Source organism: Mesorhizobium sp. WSM4848 (genome assembly GCF_055811375.1).
Map to the genome: position 1 here is coordinate 41,709 of NZ_JBVVPX010000027.1, position 26,199 is coordinate 67,907.

The 26,199-nt window shown below is 57.8% G+C and carries 26 protein-coding genes and 3 pseudogenes; 14 read left to right on the top strand and 15 right to left on the bottom strand.

Annotated features, from left to right (window positions below; translation table 11 throughout):
- Positions 1 to 87: 87 nt before the first annotated feature.
- The 8 genes and pseudogenes from phnF to AC0L16_RS22625 form a co-directional block, all read right to left on the bottom strand.
- Positions 88 to 789, bottom strand: coding sequence for a phosphonate metabolism transcriptional regulator PhnF (gene phnF, locus AC0L16_RS22590; protein WP_473496417.1), 702 nt, complete (start codon positions 787 to 789; stop codon positions 88 to 90).
- A 60-nt stretch (positions 790 to 849) separates the two neighbouring features.
- Positions 850 to 2,079 carry an alkaline phosphatase family protein gene (locus tag AC0L16_RS22595; RefSeq protein ID WP_473496416.1) on the bottom strand — a complete coding sequence of 410 codons (1,230 nt, stop codon included), beginning with the start codon at positions 2,077 to 2,079 and terminating at the stop codon, positions 850 to 852.
- 7 nt (positions 2,080 to 2,086) lie between these two features.
- Positions 2,087 to 3,022: an ABC transporter ATP-binding protein gene (locus AC0L16_RS22600; RefSeq protein WP_473496446.1), complete on the bottom strand. Its 936-nt coding sequence runs from the start codon at positions 3,020 to 3,022 to the stop codon at positions 2,087 to 2,089.
- Positions 3,023 to 3,132: 110 nt separating this feature from the next.
- Positions 3,133 to 4,149 carry an ABC transporter ATP-binding protein gene (locus tag AC0L16_RS22605; RefSeq protein ID WP_473623360.1) on the bottom strand — a complete coding sequence of 339 codons (1,017 nt, stop codon included), beginning with the start codon at positions 4,147 to 4,149 and terminating at the stop codon, positions 3,133 to 3,135.
- Positions 4,150 to 4,186: 37 nt separating this feature from the next.
- The gene (locus tag AC0L16_RS22610; protein WP_473623361.1) at positions 4,187 to 5,698 is read right to left on the bottom strand and encodes an ABC transporter substrate-binding protein; all 1,512 of its coding nucleotides are present in this window, start codon (positions 5,696 to 5,698) and stop codon (positions 4,187 to 4,189) included.
- Between the two features lie 62 nt (positions 5,699 to 5,760).
- On the bottom strand, positions 5,761 to 6,666 hold the full coding sequence (locus AC0L16_RS22615) for an ABC transporter permease (RefSeq protein WP_473496413.1): 906 nt from the start codon (positions 6,664 to 6,666) through the stop codon (positions 5,761 to 5,763).
- A gap of 2 nt (positions 6,667 to 6,668) precedes the next feature.
- Positions 6,669 to 7,580, bottom strand: coding sequence for an ABC transporter permease (locus tag AC0L16_RS22620; RefSeq protein WP_473496412.1), 912 nt, complete (start codon positions 7,578 to 7,580; stop codon positions 6,669 to 6,671).
- A gap of 980 nt (positions 7,581 to 8,560) precedes the next feature.
- Positions 8,561 to 8,909, bottom strand: a pseudogene (locus AC0L16_RS22625) (MFS transporter); the annotation flags it as partial.
- Positions 8,910 to 9,235: 326 nt separating this feature from the next.
- Between AC0L16_RS22625 and AC0L16_RS22630 the strand changes: the two are divergent.
- Positions 9,236 to 9,698 (top strand): annotated as a pseudogene (locus AC0L16_RS22630) (Ros/MucR family transcriptional regulator).
- Between the two features lie 109 nt (positions 9,699 to 9,807).
- On the opposite strand, the gene AC0L16_RS22635 reads toward AC0L16_RS22630, so the two are convergent.
- Positions 9,808 to 10,053, bottom strand: coding sequence for a DUF2285 domain-containing protein (locus tag AC0L16_RS22635; protein ID WP_473623362.1), 246 nt, complete (start codon positions 10,051 to 10,053; stop codon positions 9,808 to 9,810).
- 313 nt (positions 10,054 to 10,366) lie between these two features.
- On the opposite strand from AC0L16_RS22635, the gene AC0L16_RS22640 reads away from it, so the two are divergent.
- Positions 10,367 to 10,642, top strand: a complete 276-nt coding sequence (locus AC0L16_RS22640) for a hypothetical protein (RefSeq protein WP_473623363.1) — start codon at positions 10,367 to 10,369, stop codon at positions 10,640 to 10,642.
- Positions 10,643 to 10,986: 344 nt separating this feature from the next.
- Here the strand turns inward: AC0L16_RS22640 and AC0L16_RS22645 are convergent, their stop codons facing one another.
- From AC0L16_RS22645 to AC0L16_RS22655, 3 genes are all read right to left on the bottom strand, one after another.
- Entirely contained in the window at positions 10,987 to 11,490 is a 504-nt protein-coding gene (locus AC0L16_RS22645; RefSeq protein WP_473623365.1) for a hypothetical protein, read from the bottom strand.
- A 443-nt stretch (positions 11,491 to 11,933) separates the two neighbouring features.
- Positions 11,934 to 12,722, bottom strand: a complete 789-nt coding sequence (locus AC0L16_RS22650; RefSeq protein WP_473623366.1) for a competence protein CoiA — start codon at positions 12,720 to 12,722, stop codon at positions 11,934 to 11,936.
- A gap of 314 nt (positions 12,723 to 13,036) precedes the next feature.
- Positions 13,037 to 14,551, bottom strand: coding sequence for a DUF2235 domain-containing protein (locus tag AC0L16_RS22655; protein WP_473623368.1), 1,515 nt, complete (start codon positions 14,549 to 14,551; stop codon positions 13,037 to 13,039).
- A gap of 389 nt (positions 14,552 to 14,940) precedes the next feature.
- On the opposite strand from AC0L16_RS22655, the gene AC0L16_RS22660 reads away from it, so the two are divergent.
- The gene (locus AC0L16_RS22660; protein WP_473623369.1) at positions 14,941 to 16,356 is read left to right on the top strand and encodes a hypothetical protein; all 1,416 of its coding nucleotides are present in this window, start codon (positions 14,941 to 14,943) and stop codon (positions 16,354 to 16,356) included.
- Here AC0L16_RS22660 and AC0L16_RS22665 read toward each other — a convergent pair.
- Positions 16,320 to 16,583, bottom strand: coding sequence for a hypothetical protein (locus AC0L16_RS22665; protein WP_473623370.1), 264 nt, complete (start codon positions 16,581 to 16,583; stop codon positions 16,320 to 16,322). The genes AC0L16_RS22660 and AC0L16_RS22665 overlap by 37 nt on opposite strands.
- Positions 16,580 to 16,939 carry a hypothetical protein gene (locus tag AC0L16_RS22670; protein ID WP_473623372.1) on the bottom strand — a complete coding sequence of 120 codons (360 nt, stop codon included), beginning with the start codon at positions 16,937 to 16,939 and terminating at the stop codon, positions 16,580 to 16,582. The genes AC0L16_RS22665 and AC0L16_RS22670 overlap by 4 nt, the downstream gene beginning before the upstream one ends.
- 166 nt (positions 16,940 to 17,105) lie before the next feature.
- On the opposite strand from AC0L16_RS22670, the gene AC0L16_RS22675 reads away from it, so the two are divergent.
- From AC0L16_RS22675 to AC0L16_RS22685, 3 genes and pseudogenes are all read left to right on the top strand, one after another.
- A complete protein-coding gene (locus tag AC0L16_RS22675; RefSeq protein WP_473623373.1) occupies positions 17,106 to 17,945 on the top strand; it encodes a S1/P1 nuclease in 840 nt (279 codons plus the stop codon).
- Positions 17,946 to 18,005: 60 nt separating this feature from the next.
- Positions 18,006 to 19,838, top strand: coding sequence for a gluzincin family metallopeptidase (locus AC0L16_RS22680; protein ID WP_473623375.1), 1,833 nt, complete (start codon positions 18,006 to 18,008; stop codon positions 19,836 to 19,838).
- Positions 19,820 to 20,017: pseudogene (locus tag AC0L16_RS22685) on the top strand (metallohydrolase); the annotation flags it as partial. The gene AC0L16_RS22680 and the pseudogene AC0L16_RS22685, both read left to right, overlap by 19 nt.
- On the opposite strand, the gene AC0L16_RS22690 reads toward AC0L16_RS22685, so the two are convergent.
- The gene (locus AC0L16_RS22690) at positions 19,946 to 20,149 is read right to left on the bottom strand and encodes a hypothetical protein (protein WP_473623418.1); all 204 of its coding nucleotides are present in this window, start codon (positions 20,147 to 20,149) and stop codon (positions 19,946 to 19,948) included. The pseudogene AC0L16_RS22685 and the gene AC0L16_RS22690 overlap by 72 nt on opposite strands.
- Between AC0L16_RS22690 and AC0L16_RS22695 the strand changes: the two genes are divergently transcribed.
- The 8 genes from AC0L16_RS22695 (at position 20,135) to AC0L16_RS22730 (ending at position 26,014) form a co-directional block, all read left to right on the top strand.
- Positions 20,135 to 21,163, top strand: coding sequence for a metallohydrolase (locus tag AC0L16_RS22695; RefSeq protein WP_473623419.1), 1,029 nt, complete (start codon positions 20,135 to 20,137; stop codon positions 21,161 to 21,163). The two genes, AC0L16_RS22690 and AC0L16_RS22695, sit on opposite strands and share 15 nt — an antisense overlap.
- Before the next feature lie 98 nt (positions 21,164 to 21,261).
- Complete coding sequence (locus AC0L16_RS22700) at positions 21,262 to 22,098, top strand: endonuclease/exonuclease/phosphatase family protein (RefSeq protein ID WP_473623376.1); 837 nt, start codon at positions 21,262 to 21,264, stop codon at positions 22,096 to 22,098.
- A 252-nt stretch (positions 22,099 to 22,350) separates the two neighbouring features.
- Positions 22,351 to 22,785: a hypothetical protein gene (locus AC0L16_RS22705; RefSeq protein ID WP_473623377.1), complete on the top strand. Its 435-nt coding sequence runs from the start codon at positions 22,351 to 22,353 to the stop codon at positions 22,783 to 22,785.
- Positions 22,748 to 23,473 (top strand): hypothetical protein, encoded by a 726-nt coding sequence (locus AC0L16_RS22710; protein WP_473623379.1) that lies wholly within the window; start codon positions 22,748 to 22,750, stop codon positions 23,471 to 23,473. The genes AC0L16_RS22705 and AC0L16_RS22710 overlap by 38 nt, the downstream gene beginning before the upstream one ends.
- Positions 23,474 to 24,025: 552 nt before the next feature.
- Positions 24,026 to 24,343 (top strand): hypothetical protein, encoded by a 318-nt coding sequence (locus AC0L16_RS22715; RefSeq protein WP_473496398.1) that lies wholly within the window; start codon positions 24,026 to 24,028, stop codon positions 24,341 to 24,343.
- Between the two features lie 45 nt (positions 24,344 to 24,388).
- Positions 24,389 to 24,970: a hypothetical protein gene (locus tag AC0L16_RS22720; RefSeq protein WP_473623380.1), complete on the top strand. Its 582-nt coding sequence runs from the start codon at positions 24,389 to 24,391 to the stop codon at positions 24,968 to 24,970.
- Between the two features lie 241 nt (positions 24,971 to 25,211).
- Positions 25,212 to 25,742, top strand: a complete 531-nt coding sequence (locus tag AC0L16_RS22725; RefSeq protein WP_473623382.1) for a class I SAM-dependent methyltransferase — start codon at positions 25,212 to 25,214, stop codon at positions 25,740 to 25,742.
- A gap of 104 nt (positions 25,743 to 25,846) precedes the next feature.
- The gene (locus tag AC0L16_RS22730) at positions 25,847 to 26,014 is read left to right on the top strand and encodes a hypothetical protein (protein ID WP_473623384.1); all 168 of its coding nucleotides are present in this window, start codon (positions 25,847 to 25,849) and stop codon (positions 26,012 to 26,014) included.
- Positions 26,015 to 26,199: the final 185 nt, after the last annotated feature.

Consider the following 26,199-nt stretch of genomic DNA (forward strand, 5'->3'; position numbering starts at 1 on the left):
AAGTGTTGATCCGAGGAGGGAAGATACCGTCGTTTGGAAGGTTGAAGCCACTCACAAGCTCCCTTTCCATTCGCCGGCAATCTCGGTTTAGCCGTCGCCTTCTATCAGATATTCATATCTGTCGGCTCGGATAACGCTGAAGGCGTATTTGATCGGCAATCCGTCTGGTGTCACATCGACATTGGTTTCAAACAGCACTGGACTGGACGAAGATATTCGCAACAAAAGGGCTTCCTGTTGGGTAGGCCTTCTGGCCGTTATCCGCGTCCATTTTCGCTTGTATTGCGGGATGCCACAACGCTTCAGGGCCGCTGTCGGAGAGTTCAGCCCCTCGAACGCGGTGGCGAGACCAGGAACGCGCTCGACGGGATAATATGCGGTTCCGGTCGCCAAGGGCCAATCGTTGATGAACGAACTCGACCTTACGGCAATAACGAGCGCTGAGGGCGCGATCTTCAAATGCGATGCAAATTCCGGTTCGACAGAGATCTCGTTGATCGACAATATCTCCCGCTTCACCGACTTGTTCTGGCCAAGAAGCTTGAACGTGAATCTCGGATCACTGTCCAAGGTATGCGAAATGAAGTCGTCGGCAACGAACGTACCGACACCGTGTTGCACCCGCAGAGCCCCTTCAGACTCCAGGGCCTTGATTGCATTGCGCACGGTATGTCGATTGACGCCAAATCGTTCCGCCAGGACAAAATCGCCGGGCAGACGACCATTCTCGAAGGCTCCCGCGTGGATGTCATTGAGTATACCGGAGCGAACCACTTCCCAACGTTTCATTAAGCACCACTTCAACTGTCGATACGGCCATTGCATTCCCCAAATGGGCACAAAACCTGTTTACTCGAAAAGCGGCAGATCGGGAAATGTCTCAGTGGGTAGCCCAAGGATGGATGCAAGCGTCGGCGCGAGGCGTGTTGCTTCAGCCTCTTCCGCCACGGCACTTGGCAGGCCGGCCCCGGAGATGATGCAGATACGGTCGTCCGCACTCATACCTGGTCGAAATCCATGGGTGGATTTGTATTTCGGGCGACCGAACGGTTGGTCTGTAGGATGCCCCGCTGGCACTTCTTCGAAATCATGCAGCGGCGGAGCCACGAAGGTCGCGACGCGCTCGCGCAGCCCTACCGGCAAATGTGCATCGCTCCAAGGTTCCGCCCCGACGGTGGCCAGCCTTTGCGTAACCTCCGCACGATCGGCGGCGTTCTCGACCAGGACATGCAACGTGGCGCCTTCGGAGCTCCATGTCTTTCCGGGAATAACCAGATCGGGCAGGATCGAGGTGTCGATATTGCCGTGGCCGTGATCGCTGGCAATTGCAATCACATATTCGTCAAGCCGCTCGGACCGCCGCAAGGTTTCCAGGCAAAAACCGACGAGAGAGTCGGCAAAAGCGACTGAGAAATGGGCCTCTTCGCTCTCGTAACCGAACTCGTGCTGGAAAATGTCTGTGACATTAATCTCGGTGATGACCAGATCCGGCGGCTCTTGTGAGCCGATCAGCCTTGCGGTGGCGGAGATGGTCAATTGGTCGTCGATGAGCGTCGTTGTGACCCGAGAGATGCTATCCGGTTTTGCGGATTGCTGAACGAAGGAGGGCAGGGGAACCCTCGCCAGGCGACCGCGTGGATCCTTCACTGTCAGAAGATAGGGGGCACTGCCGTCGCTCGGAACCTTGGTGAAGCCGGGCCCGCGCATCCAACTAGGCGGAACGTAGACGGAGGTATCTTCCGGATCAACGAGAGCATGCCCGATGCAGGCCACGTCCAAACCCGCGCGTGAAGCAAGGGTTGCAATTGTCGGCACAAGAAGATGCTCCACCTCGGCCGCGATGAATGCTCCGTCGCTCAGAACGCGATTGCCAAAAACCCCGTGCCTGTCTGCTTCGACGCCTGTGAGGATCGAAGCCCGACCGGGCATGGAGGTCCCCGGCACAGCCGAACGCATTCGGCGAACGCGGTATCCGCTGTCGGCGAGCAAAGACAAAGTTGGGAGACGCACCCGATGGTTCTCAAGATAGTCCGAACTCACGCCGTCGATCATGATCAACAGGAGTTTACGACGCTTCATTTCACTGTCATCCTTTCAATTCGAAAGGTTTTTGTTTGATGCAGGCCGTCCAGTGACCGGGCACAACCTGCCGTAATTGCGGTGAAACCGTCGCACACTCCGGGCTTGCCATCGGGCACCTGGTTCTAAAGACGCAGCCGGATGGCGGTGAAAAGGCACTCGGCACTTCACCTTTCAGGACCACCCGGTTTCGTCGTCGAAGGCTTGGATGTTCGGCCGGCAGTGCGGCCAGCAAGGCTTCGGTATACGGATGCGCAGGCGCATCCCAGAACATTGCCGAAGGGGCGATCTCTATGATCCGACCGAGATACATGACGATCACCCGGTCAGCGATGTGGCTGACCGTGCGCAGATCATGCGAGATGAAAAGCATCGTCAGGGACAACTTGTCCTTCAGATCCAGGAGCAGATTAACGATCTGCGCCTGAACCGAAACATCGAGAGCCGAAATAGGCTCATCGGCGACGATGAAGTCCGGCTCGGTCGACAATGCCCTGGCGATGGCAATGCGCTGGCGCTGGCCGCCGCTGAAGCTGTGCGGATAACGGGGGCCATGCGTCCGGGATATTCCGACCTGGGACAGGAGTTCGGCCACGCGCTCGATCCGTGCTCGCGGCGTCAGATGAGCATGATGGATCGACAGCGGTTCACCGACGATTTCCCCGACGCTCATGCGTGGGTTGAGGCTGCTATAGGGATCCTGGAACACCATCTGCATATGTCGCCGAAAGGAACGCATTTCCTTTGGCGTCAGGGTCGTCAGATCGACTCCTTTGAAGCGAACCCGACCGGAACTCGGCTGGGTCAGCCGCAGCAAGCTGCGTCCCAATGTTGTCTTGCCTGAACCGGATTCGCCGACAAGAGCGACGATCTCACCAGGAAATATCGAAAACGATGCCCCGTCGACGGCTTTGATGAACCTCTTGGAACGGAATCGCGACATGGTGCGGAGTGGCAGATGGACGCGAAGATCCTCGACCTCGAGCAAAGACGGAGCGCTGAACGCCGGGATCGCACCGCCGTCGGGCGTGTCGAAATGGGCAAAGGACGCATTCATGCTACAGCCTCCGGCTGCGCATCCGCGGCGGTGACTTCACGCCAACGCCAACACCGAACGCTGTGTCCGTCGGCCATGTCGAGTTTCGGCATGTGGAGTGCGCAGTCCGCCGCCGCATGGCTGCAGCGCGGACGAAAGGAACAGCCGGTTGCCAGATGAGCAAGTTCTGGAGGGCTGCCCGGAATGGCAGAAAGCCGCCGGGGAAATGCATGGCCGGGCTGTAATTGTGGTCGGGCCTTCAGCAGCCCGCGTGTATAAGGCATCCGTGGCGTGTCGAAGATCTGCATGACATCGCCCTCCTCGACAACCCGGCCGGCGTACATCACAACGACCCGGTCAGCGATTTCGGCAACGACACTAAGATCATGCGTGATGAACAGCATGGCCATGCCGGCTTCCTGCTGTAGTTCGTGAAGAAGAGCGAGGATTTGCGATTGAACCGTGGCATCGAGAGCCGTCGTCGGCTCGTCGGCGATAAGCAATTTCGGCCGACATGACAGCGCGATCGCGATCATTGCTCGCTGGCGCATACCGCCGGAAAGCTGATGAGGATAGTCATCGAGGCGCCGCTCGGCATCGGCGATACCAACGCGATCGAGCAGCTCTCTGGCCTGGCGTCGGGCTTCCCGAAGGCTGCATCGTTGATGGGTCCGCAGAACCTCCATCAATTGGTTGCCGATCGTGTAGACCGGATTGAGCGCCGCCGCAGGATCCTGAAAAATCATGGCAATGTCGTTGCCAAGAATGCGGCGCAGTCGACGTGCGGGGATATGGAGAAGGTCCTCCCCTTGATAGAGGACCTTCCCAGCAACGATCCGCCCCTGCGACTTCGGAATGAGGTTCAGGATGGAAAACGCGGTTGCCGATTTGCCTGAGCCGGATTCTCCGACAAGGCAGACCGTGCTCCCGTGTCGAACCGAGAACGAGACCCCTTCGACTGCTCTGACAGTGCGATCGCGGGCATAGAAATACGTGCGCAAATTCTCGACGCGCAGGAGTTCGGCATGGTTCATCATAAACCGTCCTGGTAGCTGGGCGAAACAGTGGCATTCACTTGAAGTGAATGTTATCCGGCCTGAAATCCATGGTGTAATCGGTGTTCGGAAGCCACTGGATGTTGGTGCGGACCCCGTAGAACTCCGGCGCACGATACAAATAAGTACCGGGCGCTTCGTCTTCGAAAATATCGATCATCTTTTGATAGATGTCGTAGCGACGGTTGCCGTCGAGTGTGGTTTCGCCTTCGTTGGCGAGTTCGTCGAAGCGTTGCTCGTCTTTCCAAAACCGCTTCGCCCAAGTCATGTAAAGCGTGACCGCAGGGTCGGTCGGTACCACCCAGTCAGAACCGTTTCTTACGGTGAGGGCAGGATCCTCCTTTTTGAGCTTGGTCCAGCCCTCGTCGACACGGACGCTGGCGTTGATGCCGATCGCTTTCCACATCTGAACGACAGCTTCGGCGACAGCAACGCCATTCGTGTAGTAGACGGGGTGCGTCATGTAATAAATCGGCTGTCCCTTGTAGGAAGATTCAGTGAGGAGCTGACGCGCGCGGTCAGGATCGAAGGCAGGCGTTGGCCGATTGGGATTGTAGAGTTCCCGTCCCCAGGCCTCATATTGAGCCGAGTGCGGCAGCGTGGCTTTGCCATCCCACAGGGCGTCCACCAGCAACTTGCGATCGATGGCGAGATTGAGTGCCTGACGCAGTTTCTTGTCTGCCATCACTGGGTTGAAGGTGTTGTAGAGAAGGAAGTGGTGGTTCATCAAGACGCTGCGGACTTCGCAGCAGCCCAGGTTCTTTACCGCTTCCACTTGATCTGGCGGCAAGCTGTTGATGATATCGACCTCACCGTTCGCGAGCGCAGTAATTCTCGCAGAGACCTCCGGGATGGCCTTGAAGGTCAAGATCGAAATCGTCGGCCGACCGCCAAAGTAGGCGTCGTTGGCCTTCAGCTGCATGCTCTCGTCGGGCTGGAGCTTGACGAAAGCGAACGGACCCGTCCCGACCGGCTTTTGGCCGAAGCCGCTCTCTCCCACCGACTCGAAATAGGCTTTCGGCACGATGTCGCTCGAATGATAGGCAAGCAGCTGTAGCAGTATTGGGCTCGGGGCTGTCGTGGTAATGCGAACCGTCACATCATCGACGATGTCGACGCGTTCGATGACCTTGAGTAGGTTTCTGGCGCTGACATAGTCAGAAGCGGGATCCAGGATCCGATCGAGGGTAAACTTTACGTCAGCACTGGTAAAAGGCTGACCGTTGTGAAATCGCACACCTGGTCGCAGCGAAAATTCCATTGTGCGATCGTCAATTCGCTTCCAGCTTTGTGCAAGGCCGGGAACAAGTTCATAAGCTGTCCGGTCCTTGCTTTTGGAAAAGTCTCGCGCAACGAGCGTGTCGAACATATTGTAGGTCATTGGGAAGTCGACATTCCCCAGAGCCAGTGCGGGATCGAAGTTAGCGCGGACGGCATTGACGCCGACAGTGAGGGCCGGTCTCGTATCTTCCTGCGCGACCGCGAAGGTCGGCAGTAGCATAGCGACCGCTATGAGTAGGTTTCGCATAGTGTCTCCTAAGGTTGGCGTTGTGAGGTTTTCCTGCGGGAAGATTTGGGAGTGGCGCGAATTTAGCTGCGGTTTCGGGGATCGAACCTGTCGCGCAACCAATCGCCGACCATCGAAGCTGCCAGCGTGATTGCGACGATCACGACACAGGGAAATACCGCCAGCCATGGTGTGGTGATCAGGTAGTTCCTCGACTCGCCTAGCAACGAACCAAGAGAAACATTTGGCGGCTGAATACCCACTCCAAGGAACGAGAGCGACGACTCCAGCACGACGATCTCGGCGAAGCTCAGGCTCGCCAAGACGATGACGGGCGACAACGTGTTGGGAAGCACATGACGCATCGCGATGCGCCAGGGGGAAGCGCCGGAGGATCGAGCCGCTTCTACGAAGCTGCGTCCGCGCAGGGCATGCACCTGGCCCCGGACCACCCGAGCATATTTGTAGTAGTCCGCGAACCCGACGACAAGCATGAGGACAAGCGGACTAGGTCCGACGACGGCGACCGCAGTCAATGCCACCAAAGTGACCGGCACCGAGGCTTGCGCATCGACCCCAGCCATGAAGCAATGGTCGATCCATCCTCCCATGCTTCCCGAGATCAGTCCACTGAGCGTGCCGGTGATAACACCAACAAGAACTCCGGCACCAGCGATAAGCAAGGTGGTCTGGGTTGCGAACAGTAGCCGGGAAAATAGATCTCGGCCAAGATGATCCGTTCCAAGCAGGTATTCGGTCGTTCCCCCGGCGAACGCCGGTGGGCGAAGTCGGTGTAGGAGGCTCTGGTCGGCAATATCGTGCGGCGCAATCACCGGCGCGATCGCGGCCAGCAATGCTATCACCGCAAGGATCAGGCACGAGACGATCGCCAGCGCCGGGGATCGGCGACGCCGTGCGGTCTCGGTGGCGACGATACCCTCCTGGGTTTGGGAAGGGCTCAATCCCGGCGCGCCGGTCTCGATGCTCATCATCACCTCCCACGCACCCGCGGATCCAGCAAGCCGTAGCCAACGTCCACAAGAAGATTGGTGACGATGATTGCCGCCGAAAACACGAGAATTCCGAATTGCAGCATGGCGAAATCGCGTTGCATGACTGCATCGATCACTAGGCGTCCTGCTCCAGGCCAGGCAAACACCGATTCCGTCACCACGGCGCCGGCGATTAGGCCACCTAGTTGCAGGCCCAGAATGGTCAACACCGGGAGGATCGCGTTTCGGAGGCCATGTTTCACCACCACACGGAATGGGCTAAGCCCTTTGCTGCGCGCATAGCGCATGTAGTCCTGGGACAGGACCTCCAACATGCTGCTGCGAACGAGCCTTGCAATGTTGGCTGAGGTCGCCAGAGCAAGTGTGACTGCGGGCAGAACAAGATGTTTCCAGCTACCCATTCCGCCGCTCGGCAGAAGCTTCAGGGAGAAGCTGAAAATCAAGATAGCGACAATGCCGACAACGAAGTTGGGGATGGCTTGCCCCACGATAGTTCCGGTTGTGAGGAAGCGATCAATGACCATGTTGTGATGCAATGCGGCCCAGAGGCCGGCGGCCATGCCGATGACGACCGACAGGAAGAAAGCCGGAATGGTTAAGAGAAGCGTATTGGGAACGCGCTCCATAAACAGCTCGACCACAGGCCGATTCGAGAAGAAACTCTGCCCGAAATCTCCGCGCAGCAAAGCGGTGCCGTACCGGACATATTGCGTGGCCACATCATCATCCAGTCCGAGCTTTTCTCGCAGCTCAATCCGTTGCTCCTCGGGAAGGTCGGGTGGAATGAGGAAGGATGTGGGATCTCCGGTCGTGCGTGTCGCAAAAAATACGATGGTGAGGATCGCCCACAAGGTGAACGCGCTGCGCAAGGTTCGCGAGATGAAAAACACCAACTCTCCTCCGCCTGAAAGGAAGAAGCCGAAACAGCTCCTAGGCGCTCTAGATGTCTAGGTATCTCGTACATGTTACGCTTTGATGACATTGACGACAAAAGCGTTAGATAATGTCGCAACATTTGTAATATTTGCGACGAAGTCCCGCAGGGAAGATATACCGAACAGCTGGTCATTTCAGATTTGCGTCGCTCGCAAATCGCGATTTCAGCCCATTTCGGTGTCGGGCACCCCGCACTTCATCGGCAAGAGAACGGGCGACGGTTCCGGCCACGGTCGCCAACCATCTGGCGCACCGCGACGGTCCGGCTCTTATGGTACGGCGAACTGGAGAGCACATGCGCCCCCTGCCATGACGCACGCATCCAGAAGGAAGAGGTGAGAGGTTACGCGAACGGGTGTGATGGAGTGCGAGGCGCATCGCGTCCGACCATCCGTAAAATCGGCAGCCTTGATTAACGTCTGCGCCGTCTGACCAAGGCCATCCATGGCGGAGTGCTCTCGCTAAGGTTAAAGGCAGCCTCTTCGGCCTCGTACTGGGTCAGCCCGGTGAGCGGCTGACCGTATCTCTCGGCGGGAAGCCCTGTCAGGCTATCGATCACAGACCACAGCCCTGATTCCGACGGCAGAATCTTGTAGCGCCTCATCGAGCCCTCGCTTGCTAGATGCACAGAGAACTCCCGCTTTACCGCAAAGTTCCGCAGTGCAGCATCAAAATGTTGCGACGCACTATGAGGGATCCAGTTCATATGACGCGCGGGGTCCTTTTGGCGCGCTGCCCGGCTGCCGGGTGCTGGTCTCCGTCCCGGCCGGCCTTGATAGGGCAGCTCTGGGCTTCGACGTCTCACGCAGCTCGGCGTTCTTGGACGTCAACGCCCAGAGTCTCAGGGAACTCTCTGCTGGTCGCACCAATCCGAGTACGGATCAGTAAACGCAGCGCCGCAGCCGGCCAAACAGCTGAATGCGAGGATCGTCTATGGATTGTAAAATCCCAGCCCCACTAAAGCAGTCAGCATCGTCGACGACAACGCTATCACGCACCAGCCGAGCGCCATCACAGTCCGGCGGCTGAAATTGTCGGCAAATGGCGCCGGCGAAGATCGACAGAATGAATACCGGCAACGTCGTGGAAGTCTGCACCAGGGCGACCATCACGTCCGAAGTCGAGATGGTTGCCATCAGCCAACTGATCGCAATGGTCTGCATCAGCCAGCCCAAGCTGGACACCTGTGCGGCAACCCAGATCGCGCGAAAGGTCGGGTTCTCCAGTGGAGCAAACGTCGCCGACGAAACTGAAGCCGCGTCCGCGCGCGCCACCCTGCTCATTGGGCCGAGCCTCTCTTTTCGTGTACAGGTCGCGTTGAAGTTTTCTCCTTGGCGCACTTGCCTATGGAGAGTGGCAGGAAGGGCATTAAAGGTGCGTAGCGGAAGTTATTCTTCGATGCTCCTACCGCGCCGAAACCGAAACCCTTCTGCTAAAAAATGGCTGTTCATTTATTAGCCGGACGGCGTTAGCGGCCCAATCGATGGTTCTGCCGGAACGTCTGAGGCGGTGTTGAGAGAGCACTTCCGTGACTTTCATTGCTTTCCGGGACTGCCTTGATTATGAAGCGGAACTTCGCCCACTGCTTTCATTCGATCAGGAGCATTCCGTGACGGAAGAAGCCGAGAACAATACTGATGCCCTCATCGAGCTCACCGCTGACATCGTATCGGCCTATGTCTTGAAGAATCCAGTCCCGCTAGGCGAGCTTCCGGCCCTGATCGGGGCAGGTGCATGCCGCGCTGAAGGGCACAGTCGGCGGCTCCCCAGAGAAGCCTGAAGCCCTCAAGCCTGCAGTTCCCATCAAGAAGTCGGTCACGCCCGACTACATCATCAGCCTGGAGGACGGAAAAAAGTTCAAGTCTCTGAAGCGGCATCTCTCTACCCACCATAGTCTGACGCCCGACGAATACCGCGCCAAGTGGGGCCTGCCGGCAGACTATCCGATGGTCGCCCCGAATTATGCCGCCGCGCGTTCGGCTTTGGCCAAGACTATTGGCCTCGGTAGAAAGCCTAACGAACCCGAACAGCCTGCACCTGCAAAAAGGAGCCGCAAAAAGGCCGCGGCCTGATTGTCCGCACCTTCGTTTTGGCACGCGGCGTTTGAAAGGCGGAAGAACTCCGCCTTTTCGCAGCAAACAGTTTACCCGGACTCCTCGCAGGCGTGCAGCGCAGGTCCACTCAATGGGGTGCGCCACCTGCAAAAAGGTACTTGTAGCCGTTCGTCGTCATCCATAGGGCGCGCGCCAGATGGCTTTCCCACGCTCCGTACGCGCGCTCGGGCTCTTTTTCGGGATCAATTTTGAGCGCGATTTCGGCCACATCGCGCCAATCCACGTCTTCTGCTGCGGCGTCCAGTAGCCGAATGTACAAGATCAGCCGCTCCTCGTCGTATCCGGTCAGTTTAGACATGGATGGTGCTTTCATCGGCGACATCCAGGTCAAGTAAGGGCGGGAGCATGCGTGCCATTCCATTAGCTTCAAGGGCCAATGGGTTCGAACGTGCGCTGACAGTTCGCCACCTATACCGACTCAATACGATCGTTCCTAGACGAAGGTCTGCGCGACGTCTCAGGGTCTCAGGCGCCAATGTCGACCCAAGGAGGATGTTCAACCGTGGCCGTACAGACCCGAATGCAGACGGTATCCAAAGCCGCAATGAAACCAGCCTCTTTGTCGGAAAAGGCAGAGGCTGGAACGGCTGCAAGGGAACCAACAGCGGCGCCGGTTTCAGAAGCGGATGCGACAAGAGAACGGCCGCAGCGCAGTCTGCCGAAACCCGAGCGGTGAAGAGCGCAATAGCAAGGCGATCGAACGTGCTCTGGCTCAGGAGGAGGGACGCTATCGCTTGCGCGACCTCAAACGCGCGCACGCGCGAGAAGCCGTCAATTGCCCGCTGGACTACGACACGAAGCTGCGACTGCAAAAGGCCGCCTTCGACAACGACATCAAGAGGACGGTGATCATAAAGGCAGCCATCGACCGTTTCTCCGAGACAACGGCTATTGATCCGTGAGCGGTCGAAGCCTCCTGCTCGGGATGATGATCGGTATCCTTATTGGCATCTACGCCGCACCGTTGATCAGTCGCCGAGGTTGTTATGGGCGGAGGCTGCCATCCGGTTTGTCCCAAAGGGCACAGAGCTGGACGATCTCGTAGCCGTGCATGGCGCTGAAAAGAATTGAAGGCGTGGCCCGCGCTCGATACCGGAATCTGCCCCGCCAACAACGGCGAATACACAATCAGAGCATTCTGCTCTGAGATCAGCAAAAGGGCGCTGATTGATCTTAACTCGGGAGAGATCGACCCGCGTTTTCGTATCCATGACGGCGATTGCGGCGATCGCGTTGCGAGGTCCGCTCAAATCGACACCGGCATAACTTGCTCAATGCGATATCTCTTCTCGAACTCCCGGAGCACCATTTCAAGCGTTGCCTCAAAAGCACCCTGATCGAACATCATCGATTTATTGGCCTCATGGAGATACCGCCAGTCGATGAAGGCATCTTTGTGCTGATACAGAATGTGACGGATGCTGTAGTCGATGTAGAGACCGTGGTAGGGAGCCACTGATCTCTTGAACTCCGCGTCAAGTTTCTTCTGGCTTTCGGGCTTTAGGTCGTCAAACAGCTTCATCAGGTTGTGCGATTTGGTAGCTTTTGGATCGTCGTGGTCGAAAACGAACCACGCTTTGAGTGCCAACTCCATCGAAAGTGCCAGGAGCATCGGCTCAACACCGATATGTTCGCGTTCGCTCAGGTCTTCATGATCTCCGAACCCCTTGGTTGGAAAGCTCTGAGTTTTTCGTAAAATGGCCTTTGCGGCTTCGCCGATCCGGATGGCTGTCGATAGGCGAGCACTCATTAGAGACCTCTAGATAATACGTACCGACTTTGTGGTCTGAGCTCAGCCATTGCAAGAAGGCTATCATTTGAGCGATGTTGGTGCAGCCGCGTCCGCTCGTCCGCACCCAATGCTGACGTCTCGGCTACTGACCCGACTGTCCGCTTTTAAGAACTCGTGCAACCTGGATAAAGGGCCGGAATGCTGCGCAAAGCTGCTATTCCCCGAGCGTAGCGCCAAGACCTGCCTAGAGTCGCGGTCTGCCGTTGGGCGACCGTGAAAGAAGAGTCGTGAAAGGGTCAGACGTTGTGATGAAGCGACCCCGGCACAGGTCGCCATTGAGTTCCGCACTGCCCTTTTATGCGACTTTGGACATGGACGAACGCATGGCGAACGGAACTAAAACAGCCGCGGTACACTCCCTCCTACGCGATCTTGACCAACGACCGGGCGAAAGTTGCGGTTTAATACCTTGGTCGCCGACGGTGGCGGAAGCGTTGAGACCTTCCATTCTGGTCTAGAGGAAGTCCGTAGAACCGCCCTCTGGCGTTGAGTTCAGCGACCAGTCGTTCACGCCTCAAGCCGGCAGCAATCGTTTCCACCATCGTTCGGCTCCCGAGCTGCCCGAAGAAAGGCGGTCCGCGAAACTGCCGCGATGACAGCCTGTCCTTCGGCCCGCTCAGGCAGCAAGCACCAAAGCGTAGCGAGCTTTGTGCCGGACTGTTCGATAGTCTCAAAATCGAAAAAGACCGGCATTGCGCAGTTAAGCCACCCAGCCGGGAAGCACTCCTGTAGACTCTGAGTAACAAAACGCCCTTCAACCACGTCGGCCTAAGAAGCGTCCGTCCACTGAGAAATCGTGGATGATCTCTTTTCAGGCGCGTTCCATCCACAACCCAAACCATATTTTGATAAAAGGCCTCGCGCGCTGATCGTTCCTTTTCAGGGAGATGTGAGTGCTGGAATTCGATAACCAGGCCACTCTCTGTCCTCACATCCGCGATGTGTTTCTCGCCTGCGTCGTCACGTTGAACCGCTTCCTGCCAGCTCGAAGCAAAATGGCTCTTCCACATACGATGCCATACGGTCTCAGGTTCCGACCATGCATCGCAGGTTCTCCTGCCGCGATGCGCCCAATGCCAGACCTTTCGCGGCCCACACTTCGCAATCATCGGCTCCGAGCATCCAGGGCAGTAACCAATTGTCCCTGTCGAGGCTTCGGAGCGCACGCTGTTCACCAATGCAAACCGCATCGTCTTCTCCACCTGTGTTCAGGGCCGAACGCCATCGCAGACGGTGGCCGGTCTTTTGTTGAGAAGCTATGTGGGCAGCGCGGCCAGCTTGAGCTGGTGCTGTTTCTTTTTACCTTCGACGTGTCATGCCGGACCGGTCGTCGGTTATCGTGCGGCTAAGCGAGGTGCCCGGCGTCGCTTTTTCTCGAAGCGCAGAGAAGATATCTCGTGGTCCCGTCCAGTCAAGATCGACGCGCTGCAACAGCGTTTAGACGCGAGAAGTGGCTATCGCAGTGGGCGTGCACGCGAAATATTTCCCATGCACCTCGGATATTTTATTCATAGTAGGCGCGAAACTTCTCATGATTCCGCAAGGCCTCAGGGCGGTAGGGTCCGGACCCAGCGCATTGCGGAACTTGCATGAGTTGGAATCGCTCTTCTCCGGTAGGATGGACGGGAGCCTCGGGATTGATTTCCCTGATCTTGGTCTTCCATCCAAGGCCGCTGGTGAACCGGCGCAGCCAGCGGGGAATGCGAGCCTCCAGGGCATCCTGCATGCCCGCGACCTCGCAATGCTGTAGGCCGTCGGCTCTCGGGAAGAGGTGGAGGGGCGTCCCGTTCTCTGAAGTCTGCGGCAGACGTTTGCCGTCGACAATCACTGGTCCGCTCTTAAGACCGCCGGGCACTTCCAGCGCCTCTTCGATCATCCATTGCAAGGCAATGTCCGCGAGTCGCGATTCACTTTCCGGGTAACTACCGCCAATATCGGAGTGATTGCCGGCGAACCACAACTGTTTGAACGTAGGGACGCCGTTCCGCTCTTCCGGCATCTCCCTTGTTGGGCCCCAACCCACGCGAGCGAAGTCTTCTCTCGTTTCATCGATGGCGTTCGCGGAGCGCGCATATGCAACAAATCGGCTGAGCAGGCGGTCGAAATGTTCCCCCTTCCACTCGGCAAGATGAGAGGATTTGTCGCCGGGCTTCGGGAAGTCGCGGATGACTTTTCTGATCGATCTGCGCTGTTGCCAAGTAATCAGAACACCGCCAGCGACCGCTGCCAGCCCGACCAATGCCAGCACCGAGCACCAGAATGCGAAGCCGAAAAGGGAAAGAACTCCGGCCACCACAAGCGCAGGCACAAACGCGAGTGCCGCTGCGAGCAGAGCAGCGCCGGCAGCCAAGAATATCTTGATGCCGATCGCCATCGGACCTTTGACGCCAAGAGCCGCTACGGTGTCAAACACGCCGATAAAGTATGGCGACACGTTTGAGCGGTGGGTTTCACCGGATTCATGATCGGTGCCGTATCGAGCACGAAACCTGCGTGCGAGCTCCAGCCTTTCGTCCTCAAACTTGGCGCGCGGGTGCCCTGCCCCGTGCTCCAGTACGTTGTGAACTGCACTGCTCGCGATATCACGGACGGCCTTCCTGAAGCGGCGTAATGGTTGATCCCCATCGCGGCTGGGAATCCCGCAAAGCATCAGCAGGTTCGCCACGCTCCGTACCGTGTAGGCTCCCCTGCTGAAGCCTAACAAGAAAATCCTGTCGCCAGGTTCGTAGTGATTGATCAGAAATTCGTAGCAATCGACGATGTTGGTGGTTATCCCGCGGCCGGACACAGAAGCCAACGTCTTTTGCACCCAGCGCACTACGCTGGTGAAGCCCGTCGCTGTTGTCTCGGTTCCGAGTCCAGGATCATAGAACGCAACCTGCTCGCGAGGATCGATGGTTGTTTCTGGGCTGACCCTGCAAATGCGATACATCTTGTAGATGTTGCTCAAGCGCTGCTCGACCCGGATGCCGCCCTCCTGACCGGTGCCGTCAGAAAATATGACAATGTTTTTTATCATGAGCCGCTCCTCTATCAACGATAATACATCCGCCCGTCCCGCGGTGCTTCCGGAGCCTCGGCTCGTTCCACAATATTCTTGGTAGAAGTCATAGCGGGGACCCGGTGCGCATCCTGGATCCTCGCCAGTACCCCTTATTCCCAGTTTTGATCCCGATTCTGATGAGATTCGCCGCTGGGAGCGCCGGCTACCAGCACTGCCTGGCAAGCGCACGACACTGCTCCGTACCTGGCACTCAACCCATGAGCGAACTCTGCCCAATTTTCCCCTATATGTGCGACTTTTCACCATGAAGAATCTATGCAGATTGGACCGGACTCGCGCCATTATTCGCATCGCTAGCGAAGAAATGGCGAGGAATGCTGCTATAAGCCTCGTGAGGGAATTATTTGGGGGGTAATTTCATCGTGCTGCAAGCTTGCGTGAGTCGCGTGCAACATGCCGTGGGACATGGTGGGTTCCACACGGGACGCATCCAGATCTTCGAGCCACCAAGAACTGGGGCAGAGCCGGTCGGCTGCACGGAGATCAACAGCTTCCACTACGTTTATGATTGCGGGTCCGAGCACGGCAATGCGTTCAAGAGCGCATTGAACGCGCACCGCCTGAGTTGGGAGGGACGCACGGACATTCTCTTCGTATCCCACCTCCACTCGGATCACATCAATGGCATTGAACGCTTGCAAGCCATCGCGCCAGCAGAGACCGTCGTCGTGCCGTATCTCGACGTCATCGAGCGTCTGATCTTCATTCTGGCGGACACGGAGTCCGGCGCCGTTTCAACATCGGCGCGCGAGTATTTCGCCAATCCGGCGGGCTGGTGGCTGAACCGCGGTGCGAGGTACGTCATCTTTCTCGAGGCTGATGATGGTGATGCCCCGCGGCCGGGTGCGCCGTTGGAGCCCGATGGTCCGATCGACGACGGCGGCGGTGACGACCGTCGGGAGCCGATGGCATTGCCGGAAAGGAAAAACCCCGGCGTCCGGCTTGCCCATCGCCTGCGTAAGCCAAGAGGACAAGTCCCGGAAGGTCTGACAGCCGCGAACGAAGTGAGGCGGGAAGCCAGCGAAGGCGCCGTTTTTGCGGGAGCGGGCTCATCCATACGGCTAGAATGGCGCTATCACGAATATGCACATTGGCAGGTCGGCGACTGGATCCTGCTCCCCTATGTGCATCCGGTCGACAAGGCCGTTCGTTCCCGCTTCCAGCGAGTGGTCACAAAGGCACTGAGGATCAGAGGCGGCAACCAGGAAAAGCTCGCAGCGAAGCTGATGAATTTTCTTTGCTCGCCTCAGAAAACCAAGGAGCTCCTCCATCTCTACGGCGAGCACTTCGGACGCGGTCACAACGGCCTGTCGATGTCGCTCTATTCCGGACCATACTGCCAAAGCCCTGGCTCGGGTAGCGGCGATCGTCGCTGGCGTCGATACGGATGGCCGTATGGGGACTATCCGCATCGATACGTCGGCTTCGTTGAACCGGTGGGCTGGCTGGGAACAGGGGATTCCGCATTGAAGCAGAAGCCACGGCGCGACCCTTGGCTGAACTTCTATCAGCCGTACTCATCCAACGTCGGTGTATTGACCCTGCCCCATCACGGATCGGCCCACAATTTCCATGACGAGATCCTGGCGTTTGAAGGCCTGAGAGCCGCCCTGGCCACGACGGTCGAGAACCGGGAAAGGATCGTGGGGATCGGTGACACTCTCGCTGCCGTGGAAGCTCGGGGGATCCACGGGCACGTCGTCGACGACCGGCGCACCAGCAGCTATCGGTTCTGGTGCGGACGCATGATGGGGAATTGAGATTGGAAGTTCGTCGGATCGCCATGGCGACTGCGTTGACCGTCAGCTGCCCAGAAGAAGCGGACGAACTGATGTCGCTCATGCGTGCGTCGGCCGCGCGAACGCGCGACTGCATATCCGCTCAAACCGGAGACCCGCTCGACATGCCGCGGCGGATCAAGTTCGAGCCTATCGCCTTTCATCCGATCGAGGATCGCGCGCTCAATTTCATTGAGCAGATCAATCAAACCTGGACATTCGCAGTCGCGATTTCCGCCGCGAGGCAGTTGCTGAAGCTGCACCCAAATGTCGGGGCTTGTGCCTCGCGCCCGGTGCCCATACAGCGCTCGACCGCGATATCATGAACGTGAAGCCGGGTGATGTTGGCGCAGAGACTTTCGCCGCGGTGACGCCGCGCAACAACGGGAAGATTGAAGCAGACCTCGCAAAGCTCGCGCGGCGGCCAGAGCGTCACCGGTACGTGTTCTTCATGTCTCCGTTGTACCTCAAAGCGCCTCTTGGCGCGGTCTGAGCCATCCTGTTTCAGGGCCCGATCCTGCTTCTTGCGATCGTAGGAGAGTGTGAATTTAGGTAAGTCTGCCATGAGCCACTATCATCGGCACGGGTCTAGCTCGCTATTGCGCCATGGCTGGATCGCAGCTTCAGCAACCAATCTTAAGATTCCTTCACCTCGTCCGTCGTCCCATGCCGTCGTCTTGCATCTGTCACAAAAAGGATGTCGTAATGTAGATGTTGAGGGGACGCGCATAATGCGGACATTTATGCTGACAGCATTGGGTGTGCTTGCGGTAACTCATAGTGCGTATGCTTGGGGCACGTCTGGTCATTCCATTGTTGCGGAGATCGCGCAGCATCGCTTGAACGACGCGGCCGCCGTCGGCGTCGAATCCATCCTGGGGCCGGGTACTTCACTCGCATCCATCGGTAGTTGGGCCGATGACGAACGCGCTCGAGATCGTAAAACGACCCGGTGGCATTTCGTCGAAATATCATCCGGAGCCACAGCCTATGACGCGACTCGCGACTGCACACCCGATCCCGCGCTGGGTGATTGCATCATCGCAGCGATCGACCGGGAACTCGCGCTCGTGAGCTGTGCCACTGCGCCGATGGAACAGCGGCAGCGGGCGCTGAAGTTTTTGGTTCACCTCATCGGAGATCTCCACCAACCCTTGCACGCCATCAAGGACGAACGCGGCGGAAACGGCATCGATGTAACGATAATCACCCAGGAGGGGGTGAACGGAGATCTCCCGTTCAACACAAACGTGCACTCAGCTTGGGACACTGCTCTGATCGACAAGACCGCCTGGTCATGGGGTAGCTATGTCGAGCGCCTCGAAACCGGTTGGCTCAGGACGGCTGACGTCGCTGCTATTTCTGCCGGTAGAACGACCGACTGGGCCAACGAGAGCCACCGCATCGCAGTCAGACTGATCGCCAACGTGCCGAATAACATCGTGCTGGATGATGCTTATCGGAATGAGAATCTTCCTCTGATCGACCAGCAGCTGGGAACTGCGGGCCTTCGATTGGCGGAACTTCTCAACAGGGCTTTCTCGACCAGCAGCTGCCTACCGGGTGACTGAGTAGACGCCGTTGTAAAGCGTTTGTGAGTTGGCCGGGAGAATTCCGGCGCGGGAGGGGACATGCCAACAGCGACGCAAGAATTATCCATTTCGCCGGCGGCTCGAAGGCAGCTGTACGCGGCACGACGATACCTGCAGCGGGATGTCCAGGCAGAACTGAACCTACGCATCCCGTTCGATGTCTATTTTCAGGATCCGGCCATCACCGCGTCCGACCAAAGCTTCGATTTCGCGGATGGATTTCTGGTGCCTTGGGAGCCGGGGCTCGGCGATGGTCCAACCAGTGCTCGATTTGTGGTGGTCGATTATGACGGCGGCACCGAGTCCCTTGCCGTGCCGGCGAAATGGGATCCTCGACGAAGCGTTTTTCTCGACCAGGATGGCGATCAGGTGAACCGCAACAAGCGGAACACACCTCAGTTTCACCAAGTCAACGTCTGGGCGACATTGCAGAACGGACTCGATTTCTTTGAGAATGGGTTTGGATTGGGACGGCCAATCCGCTGGGGTTTCGAGGGCAACCGGCTGATCGTTGTTCCCCACGCCGGATACGGCGAAAACGCCTACTACGATCGGGAGAGCAAGTCGCTCCAGTTCTACTACTTTGATCGACCTGCCGGCCGCGTTTTTACCTGCCTTTCGGCTGACATCATCAACCACGAGTTCGGCCATGCTGTGCTCGATGGTCTACGTCCCTACTATAACGAGTCCGTGCTGCCCGAGACCGCGGGATTTCACGAGTTCATGGGCGACATGGCCGCAATCTTGATCGCCTTCCGCAATAACGCGTTCCGAGCCCAGCTCGTCGCCAAAACAGAAGGCGACCTCGACAGCGAGAGCGCGTTGTCCAGCATCGCCGACGAATTCGGCAAACAAGTGCAGGACCGGCCTTACCTGCGTAGCGCTCTGAATACGCAGACCTTCGCTTCGGTGAAAGACAGCCAGTCGCAACACTTCATGTCGGAAGTGCTGACCGGAACCATATTCGACATTCTTCGACGGCTGTCGCGATATTATATCGATGAAAAGAGATTCACGGTCGCTGAGGCGTTTTCATACACCGTGCGGCGGATGCAGAATGTTGCGGTACAACCGCTCGATCTTCTGCCGCCCGTGGACGTCACTTTCAGGGATTATGCGCTCGCCGTCCTTCGAGCTGAGGAGATAGCCAATCCGAGCGATCCGGACTGCCAACGAGCGATGATGCTCGACGCGTTCATAAAGCGAGGGTTGATCGAGGAGGCGGAGCGGGAAGGACTAAGCCGAGCCAGGGTCACGTTCCGGCGTCTCCCCGTCGAGATATTTCACGATGTCGAAACCATCGCGAACTCGCGGGCGTACGCCTATCGCTTTCTCGACGACAACCGTAAGTCGCTGCTCATTCCGTACACGGCAGACATTGTTCTTCCTGAGGTCACGACCGCGCAGAAGTTCACCATCGACGGGCGCCGACAGCCGAAGCAGGTCCTCGTCCAATATGTCTGGCGCGAGGATGTCGAGCTAAACGATGCTGAATTCGGCGCCTATGAGGGCCAGACCACAAGTCTGCTGTGTGGCGGCACGATTGCGCTTGATGAAAACGGTAACGTCCTGCACTGGGCCCGGAAGCCAGGCACAGGTCCACAGCTTGGTACAGGCCAGGATGCCGATGATGAGCTTGAGGAAGGACGAGAACGCAGAGCGGCCTTCCTCTCGGCGTTGGCGCGCCGGATTGCGGCGGGGAGAATCAACAATCCGATTGGCGGCGAGGCTGGGCTGCTTAAGAAGAGCATAGCCCCTCTCAGCTCGCGCGTGATCGACGGCACGGTGCGTTTCCATCTGGCCCCGCATATCGGCCTTCACGACGATCGTGACGATGAAATGGGAGATGTGCAGTGGCAGATAAGCTCCTAATCCGCGCCTACGATGTCGAGCTCGGCGATTGCATCTATTGCCGCATTCCCAAGGCGCGTCAGAAGGACGGCGCGGTCGACGATTTCCACATCCTCATAGACTGCGGCTCAAAGGGCCGGGCGGCGCTGCTCAAGCATGCGATCGCAGACCTGAAAGAGGTCCTGCCAGACGCCGGCGGTGGCCAGGTCCGCCTTGACCTCCTGGTCGTGACACATGAACATGCCGACCACATCAAGGGATTCAACCCCGAGGATTTCGACGGCATCAGAGTCGAAAACATCTGGATGAGCGCGGCGATGAACGCGCAGCATCCTCAAGCCGAACACGCCTTTGCCCTCAACCGACTTGCGACGCGGGCCATGCGCAATCTTGCGGCAAGAAATCTGTCCCTGAGCCCTGAGCTCCAGGGCCTCGTTGCCCTCTATGAGCTCGGCAATGACAGCGCGATGGAGGCGTTGCGAACCACGCTTCCAACCCGAAACGCGATCGAGCCCAAATACGTCCATGCCGACATGACCGAAGATGAGTTGGCGATCGAGACCCTGCAGGGCGCCACTCTCAAGGTTCTCGGTCCCGAAGAGAATATCGACCGCTACTATCTCGGTGATGAGGGGACGGAGATCGTTCACGCCTTCAATGAGACGACCGGGGCTCTGCGACCGCTCAGTGATGAGCCCCGGGCTCGGCCGGACAGCATAAGCGGTTCCGATTTCCGGCGTCTGCGATCGCGGATGATTTCGGGCCTGTTCGCGTTCACGCAGGAGAACGACAAAGTCATCAACAACACCAGTGTCGTTCTGCTGATCGAATGGAAGGGACGGCGCCTCCTGTTCGTCGGCGATGCAGAATGGACCAATAGGTTCAGCGCCACGCAGGCGAACGGCTCCTGGAACACAATGTGGAACAAGCGGTCCGAACTTCTGGCCGCGCCGATCGATTTTCTCAAAATCGGCCATCATGGCAGTGAGAACGCTACGCCCTGGTCCAGCCGCGGAAATGACGAAAGCGAACCTGCCAGGATTCTGAATGCGATCCTTCCCCTTCCCGCCGATGGAGAGCAGCCAACGGCGAAAGCGCTTGTATCAACGGCACGAGGGAATTCGTATCCAAGCATCCCGCGCTGTGAGCTTCTCCTCGAGTTGGGCAAGCGCGTCGGCAACGCTCGAAGGTACCTGGATAGCCTTGGCGCGGCCGACGCCGCCAACCTGCCGCATTACGCAGAACGGGAGGAGCGATGGCTCCTGGAGCCGCAGCCGCTTCGAACGGACCTCGAGTGCATTCTCAGCGGCAAGACGTATGTGGACGTCGAGATCGACGCGGCGTGAGCGCTCGATCATCGATTTCGATACGCGCGGCGCCGCAGCAACAGTGCTTTGGCAATTCCCGCATGACATGAACCATCGTTTGGCAAAGGGAGGGTCGCATGAAACCAAGGTACATACACATCGGCAGCTGGAACATCGAACATTTCGGACGAGTGGACGATTCACCTAACAACCAGTACGCCATCGCCGAGCACATCGAACTCTCCGGCGTCAGCATTCTAGCGCTGCAGGAACTCTATATCACAGATGACTTTGCACCGGGCGGCCACCTTGGAAACAAGCTTCTTAGATCGTCCTTGGATCTCGTTGAGGAGCACACCGGCAATCATTGGGAGTACGAAATCTTCCCGAATCGTGATCCGAGCGATCGAAGCCAGCTTTGCGGCATCGCTTGGAACACCTCCCGAGTGACAAAAGTCGGCGAGATGCTGCGAGTCAACGTGTCGAACCAGGCAATGGACGACAACGGAGACAGGTTCTCCCTTTGGGACAGGCATCCGCATGCGATGAAGTTTGCGGCGCGACCGGGTGAAGACGCAGCCATACAGCTGACGGACTTTGTGGTGATCCCGCTTCACATGAAGTCGAACGTCGGGCAACGCCACGTCGTGATGCAGACACGATACCATGAGGCGCGCGAATTGATGGCTCAGGTCGGCGCTATTAGCGAGGCGTTCGCCGAGCGCGATATCATCGTCCTCGGTGACACGAACTGCAAGAGGCGTGACGAAAGGGCGATCCAGGCATTTATCGACAACGGCTATGAAGACCTAAACGAAGACGACATCCCGACGTACGCGATCGGCAATGATGCGCCGTTCGACCGCATCTTTATCCCGCGCGGAGTCGAGAGGAAGACATTCCGGTTTAGTCGCCAGTATGATCGGCAAGCCCCTTGGCGCATGATAAGTATCTTTCCGACCACTATTTGGTGAAAACCTCGATCGTGGTGCGTCGAGACGATGATTTTGGCGGCTCCGAAGTTGCGGCTGCTGTGAGCGGAACGCAGTCGTGAAGAATTCGGCTCTCATCGCCTGAGGGCAAGCGGTGTATGTTGGTTGATCGACGTGGAGGGGGCATGGGGCAGACACTCATTGCGATAGGCATCGCCATTCTCGCTATAGGCCTCCTTGTCACCTTCGCCCTGACGCCGGAGGCCCTTCGTATCGTCGGCGATTTCACGCGAATTGGGGGCTTCGACGGCTCTCCCGCTGCCACCGGATGAAATCAACAAGGCTATCAGCGAAGCCAATGCCATCGCGACCAGCATTAACGAGGCGACTATTGCGACCAAATCCTGGGCACAATGGTTGTTGATGCTGGTCGTCGTATTCGGAGCCGGAACCACCGTTCTCGCTGGCCTGCAGAAGGCAATCCAATGGGGACCCAGGGCCAGCACCCTCCTGACCCTTGCTATCGGTTTGCTCGGCGCAGGTGCTGCCGTCTCGACATCTGGTGCAACTTATCTGAATGGCGTCGCCGACAGCCGTTTCGCCTGCGTAGACAACATTGAACAAGAGGCCGCGAAAACGCTCAGTTCGGTCAGAGATGAAACCGACGCGCAGGCGGCGCGCCAATACCTTGATGACCTTCTTCGGTTCGCGAACCGGTGCAAGGCATGAAATGCCCATACGACTGCTGTCATTCGCGTCGTTGGGGCTAATTCTGAGCCTCGGCAACGCCGTCGCCGCCTGTGATTTTGCCCTGCGGAGCACGAAGCTGACAGATGCCCAAATCGAACGGGCGATCGACATTGTCAACGCGGCCGTGCGCGATCCACAACTAGAGCTCTTTTTCTCAAACACGACGGAAGATAACGCGGATAGCGATGGCATCCCCGTCCATCACATCAGGCCGGACCAAGCCAGGCCAGTCGTCGCGGAAGTACCCGAAGGCTGCAGGGCGATTGTGATCAGCGGCGTTCATTTCGAACGGAACTTCGCGGTCCTGTCGAAAGACAATGGGCTCATGCAGGACAAGCAGATTTCGATGCTCGTGTTCCTGCTCCTGCATGAGCTGGGGCATATCGCGAACAAGCACTACGGTGCGTTCCTTCCGGCCACAGCCGATGCCGTGCCAAACAACGACGAGACCGAGGCGAAAGCGCGGGAGCGCCAAGCCGACGACTACGTTGCGACAATCCTGAAGCGGGAATTTGGCCGACTCGGAAATGGCGACTCGCCGATCGATAACTACGACCTCTATTTCGGCACTACCGAGGCGATTATGTTCCTGAGCAGCCTCTCCTTCGTGGTCTCAAGCGAGGCAACGCTCGGCTGTTTCGGATGCCGGTCCCTTGGAGATCCCTGAATATTCTGGGATCATGGGCAGTCTCACCCGAATCTTGAATATCGATTGCTGCTCATTAATCACGCAATCAGTGCTACTGCGGGATCGCAGGCATTGCTGGACAGCTATGAGAAAGCGCGCGGAGATCAAAGTGTTCGTCAGCCGCTCTATCAGAAGCGATAGTATTGGCTTCCGCCTTGAAATTGGGACGGGCGGACCCTTCAAGCCGGCGCCGCATTGCACGAAATGGCGCCTTCGGCCTGATCGCGGTCATCGCCGGTATATGGCTCGATCGATCCGCCGGCCAACGGGTGGAGAGGGATAGGGAAGGACCAACAACCGGCGCGCGATCAACGCCGAAGGGGGAGCGAACGTCTTGCTCGCAGACTATGCCGCAGCGCCGGTCCCCGTTCGCCATCAAATTGGCCGCTTACTGCGCCGTGCCGCACCGCGGCGACGCCTGATCGAAACGCTCACCAGCATGAGCGAGAGCACAGACAGTACGGGCCGCCTCATCGCCGCTGAACTTGCGGGATGGCTGCCTATCGAGGAGTCGGTGGAGTTTCTGGAACCTTGGCCGGCGACGACTCAGAAGCGGTCGAGAAGGCGGCGCTCGTCGCCTTGCGACAGCGACAGGCCGATGCCGAGCCCGCGGAACTGATTGCCACTTTGTTTGACCAACCGAGGCCGAGGCAATGGGCTTGGCTACACGCCCTAATTCGGCGCGGCGACCCAGCCCACCTCGCAGACCTCAAGGATCCGCGTTCGATCCATGCTTTGCTCGACCGTCTAGGGGATGACTTCCGAGAGGAGGCGAATTCGCTGCTCAAGAAACGATCGAAGGAACTGGCGAAGGCAGCGCATCAGCGCGTGCGTACTTGTCCAGATTAGGTCGCACGTGAGTCGTCCGGTTTTCGCCAGCGCACGGAGGTGGGGATGAAACGGACAGCATGGCTAAATGACCGGAGAATGCAGGAGTTTGTAGAGGTTTTGAGCCGCTGGAATGGCGGCGATCTTTCGATGATGGAGGCAGGCGAGTTGCTTGGCATGTCGGGGCGGCAATTTCGCCCGCGACCGTTACAAGAGGCTGAGGAAGTTGGGTTGCTCGAGCGGCGTTTGGGCAAGATTTCGACCCGTCGGGTGCCTGCCGAAGCGATTGAAGAGATGCTGGAACTTTATCGTTATCGCTACCTTGGATGGAATGTGAAGCATTTCCACGAGCACCTGCTGCCCGATCTCGGCTCGCTGAGGAAACGGGCACATCGCATACTGACTGTAGTTTTGCGAGCAGGATGCAGTTATTTCCAATGGATGGGAAGGGAATCGAAAGACGATCTCTCCGCCATCTTCAATGGTCGAGCGATCAGAGGTCGGGAATCGGAGGGAGCGGAACTGCGATTAGCTCACGCACCATGCAATGCGATCGAGAGGACCTATCTGGACCAAACTCGAGTAGCGACAGCATGGGCTTTTGAGATAAGGTTGGGACGCGATGGCATTGAGCGAATAGAGCGATAGCTGGAACCGAACCAATCCACAGAAATATTTTGTTGGTATTTTTGTTGGCTAGTCCTGCTATAGCGGACCTCTAACCATTTGGAAACAGAGCGAGTTTTCCATCGCTTGGACTCCGCCTCTGGGCACCATTTTTCCATGGCAATTGCCTAACTGTCCGACAGACGTTTCGTTGGACTTTGCCGGAAAATGCTAGCGGGCGCAGATAAAACTCGACTTTGGTCCAGGACACGGAAGGATAGTCGTGCCTTTTTGGAAATCGCACAAGAAATATAGCGCAGGAACGTGGGACGATCGGCTCGATGGATTATTTTCATGCGGGGTAAACTACTCCGGTAAGAAGATCCTTGATGTTGGCTGCAATATGGGCATCGTCGCTTATGAAATCGCCAAACGCAGACCGGCCTACATCCACGGCATTGACATTCTGAAGCCACACACCCGAGTGGCGCGTTCCATCTTTCTAGGATCGAATGTAGAAAGTCGATTTGACGCCATGAACCTAGGCAGCCGAAAGCTTCAATCTGTTCTAGATGACCGTTACGATATCGTGCTTCTTCTCGCTGTGTACCAGCATGTCCGGCGGGGGCTTGGTCAGGAGGAGGCCGATCGCATCTTCACCGACATCATCAACCGCGCACAGACGATTGTGGCGCGAGTCCCCGACGAAGACGACATCCGGCTTCAGTCTTTAATCGAGGGTGCCGGGTTCACCTTGTCTGATCGCCACAAGTCGCCACGCGGCAGTACCGTCCTGGCGTATCATCGCCACTAGGCCGGGCGGATGGCGATTGCCTCCGCGACCTACGCCCCAGACGTTGTGAGAGGAGGGTCGCCGCTCGACGGTCAGGGCGGTGGAAGAGCTGAGGGTGCTGACCGGTGGATTTTGTGTCGCCGGATGATGCGATGGCGAACGCCCTTTCGGCGGTGGCACTCAAGCGCGGCTGCGCGGTTCTGTTCGACGAACAGGCGGGCGCCGATATCCTGCATCCGCTCAGCGCAATTCCAAGAACGGTCTTCCGTCCGGAATTTACCAAAAACGGTTAGAGTCTTTTTGGCTTTGATTGAGACAGTTCTGCCCGGGGGAATTTCGAGGGCCTCGGCGCAGGTCGGCGTCGCAACCGCCGGACTTTCGCATTGCATAAAGTTTTTCAGATATAAATTAGCTCTTCGTTATATTTGGCAGTTATACGCGGAGGTGCGATGCAAAGAGGAGGAATCATGACATCCCG

Excerpts from the sequence above, each read along its gene's own strand:
- AC0L16_RS22595 (WP_473496416.1), bottom strand. The coding sequence starts at position 2,079 with ATGAAGCGTCGTAAACTCCTGTTGATCATGATCGACGGCGTGAGTTCG.
- AC0L16_RS22640 (WP_473623363.1), top strand. The coding sequence starts at position 10,367 with ATGCGACAAGAGAACGGCCGCAGCGCAGTCTGCCGAAACCCGAGCGGT.
- AC0L16_RS22615 (WP_473496413.1), bottom strand. The coding sequence starts at position 6,666 with ATGAGCATCGAGACCGGCGCGCCGGGATTGAGCCCTTCCCAAACCCAG.
- AC0L16_RS22675 (WP_473623373.1), top strand. The coding sequence starts at position 17,106 with ATGCGGACATTTATGCTGACAGCATTGGGTGTGCTTGCGGTAACTCAT.
- AC0L16_RS22635 (WP_473623362.1), bottom strand. The coding sequence starts at position 10,053 with ATGAAAGCACCATCCATGTCTAAACTGACCGGATACGACGAGGAGCGG.
- phnF (WP_473496417.1), bottom strand. The coding sequence starts at position 789 with ATGAAACGTTGGGAAGTGGTTCGCTCCGGTATACTCAATGACATCCAC.
- AC0L16_RS22670 (WP_473623372.1), bottom strand. The coding sequence starts at position 16,939 with ATGGCAGACTTACCTAAATTCACACTCTCCTACGATCGCAAGAAGCAG.
- AC0L16_RS22610 (WP_473623361.1), bottom strand. The coding sequence starts at position 5,698 with ATGCGAAACCTACTCATAGCGGTCGCTATGCTACTGCCGACCTTCGCG.
- AC0L16_RS22720 (WP_473623380.1), top strand. The coding sequence starts at position 24,389 with ATGAAACGGACAGCATGGCTAAATGACCGGAGAATGCAGGAGTTTGTA.
- AC0L16_RS22690 (WP_473623418.1), bottom strand. The coding sequence starts at position 20,149 with ATGCTGCGCGTTCATCGCCGCGCTCATCCAGATGTTTTCGACTCTGAT.
- AC0L16_RS22680 (WP_473623375.1), top strand. The coding sequence starts at position 18,006 with ATGCCAACAGCGACGCAAGAATTATCCATTTCGCCGGCGGCTCGAAGG.
- AC0L16_RS22655 (WP_473623368.1), bottom strand. The coding sequence starts at position 14,551 with ATGATAAAAAACATTGTCATATTTTCTGACGGCACCGGTCAGGAGGGC.
- AC0L16_RS22650 (WP_473623366.1), bottom strand. The coding sequence starts at position 12,722 with ATGCGGTTTGCATTGGTGAACAGCGTGCGCTCCGAAGCCTCGACAGGG.
- AC0L16_RS22605 (WP_473623360.1), bottom strand. The coding sequence starts at position 4,149 with ATGAACCATGCCGAACTCCTGCGCGTCGAGAATTTGCGCACGTATTTC.
- AC0L16_RS22645 (WP_473623365.1), bottom strand. The coding sequence starts at position 11,490 with ATGAGTGCTCGCCTATCGACAGCCATCCGGATCGGCGAAGCCGCAAAG.
- AC0L16_RS22700 (WP_473623376.1), top strand. The coding sequence starts at position 21,262 with ATGAAACCAAGGTACATACACATCGGCAGCTGGAACATCGAACATTTC.
- AC0L16_RS22600 (WP_473496446.1), bottom strand. The coding sequence starts at position 3,022 with ATGTCGCGATTCCGTTCCAAGAGGTTCATCAAAGCCGTCGACGGGGCA.
- AC0L16_RS22695 (WP_473623419.1), top strand. The coding sequence starts at position 20,135 with ATGAACGCGCAGCATCCTCAAGCCGAACACGCCTTTGCCCTCAACCGA.
- AC0L16_RS22710 (WP_473623379.1), top strand. The coding sequence starts at position 22,748 with ATGACCTTCTTCGGTTCGCGAACCGGTGCAAGGCATGAAATGCCCATA.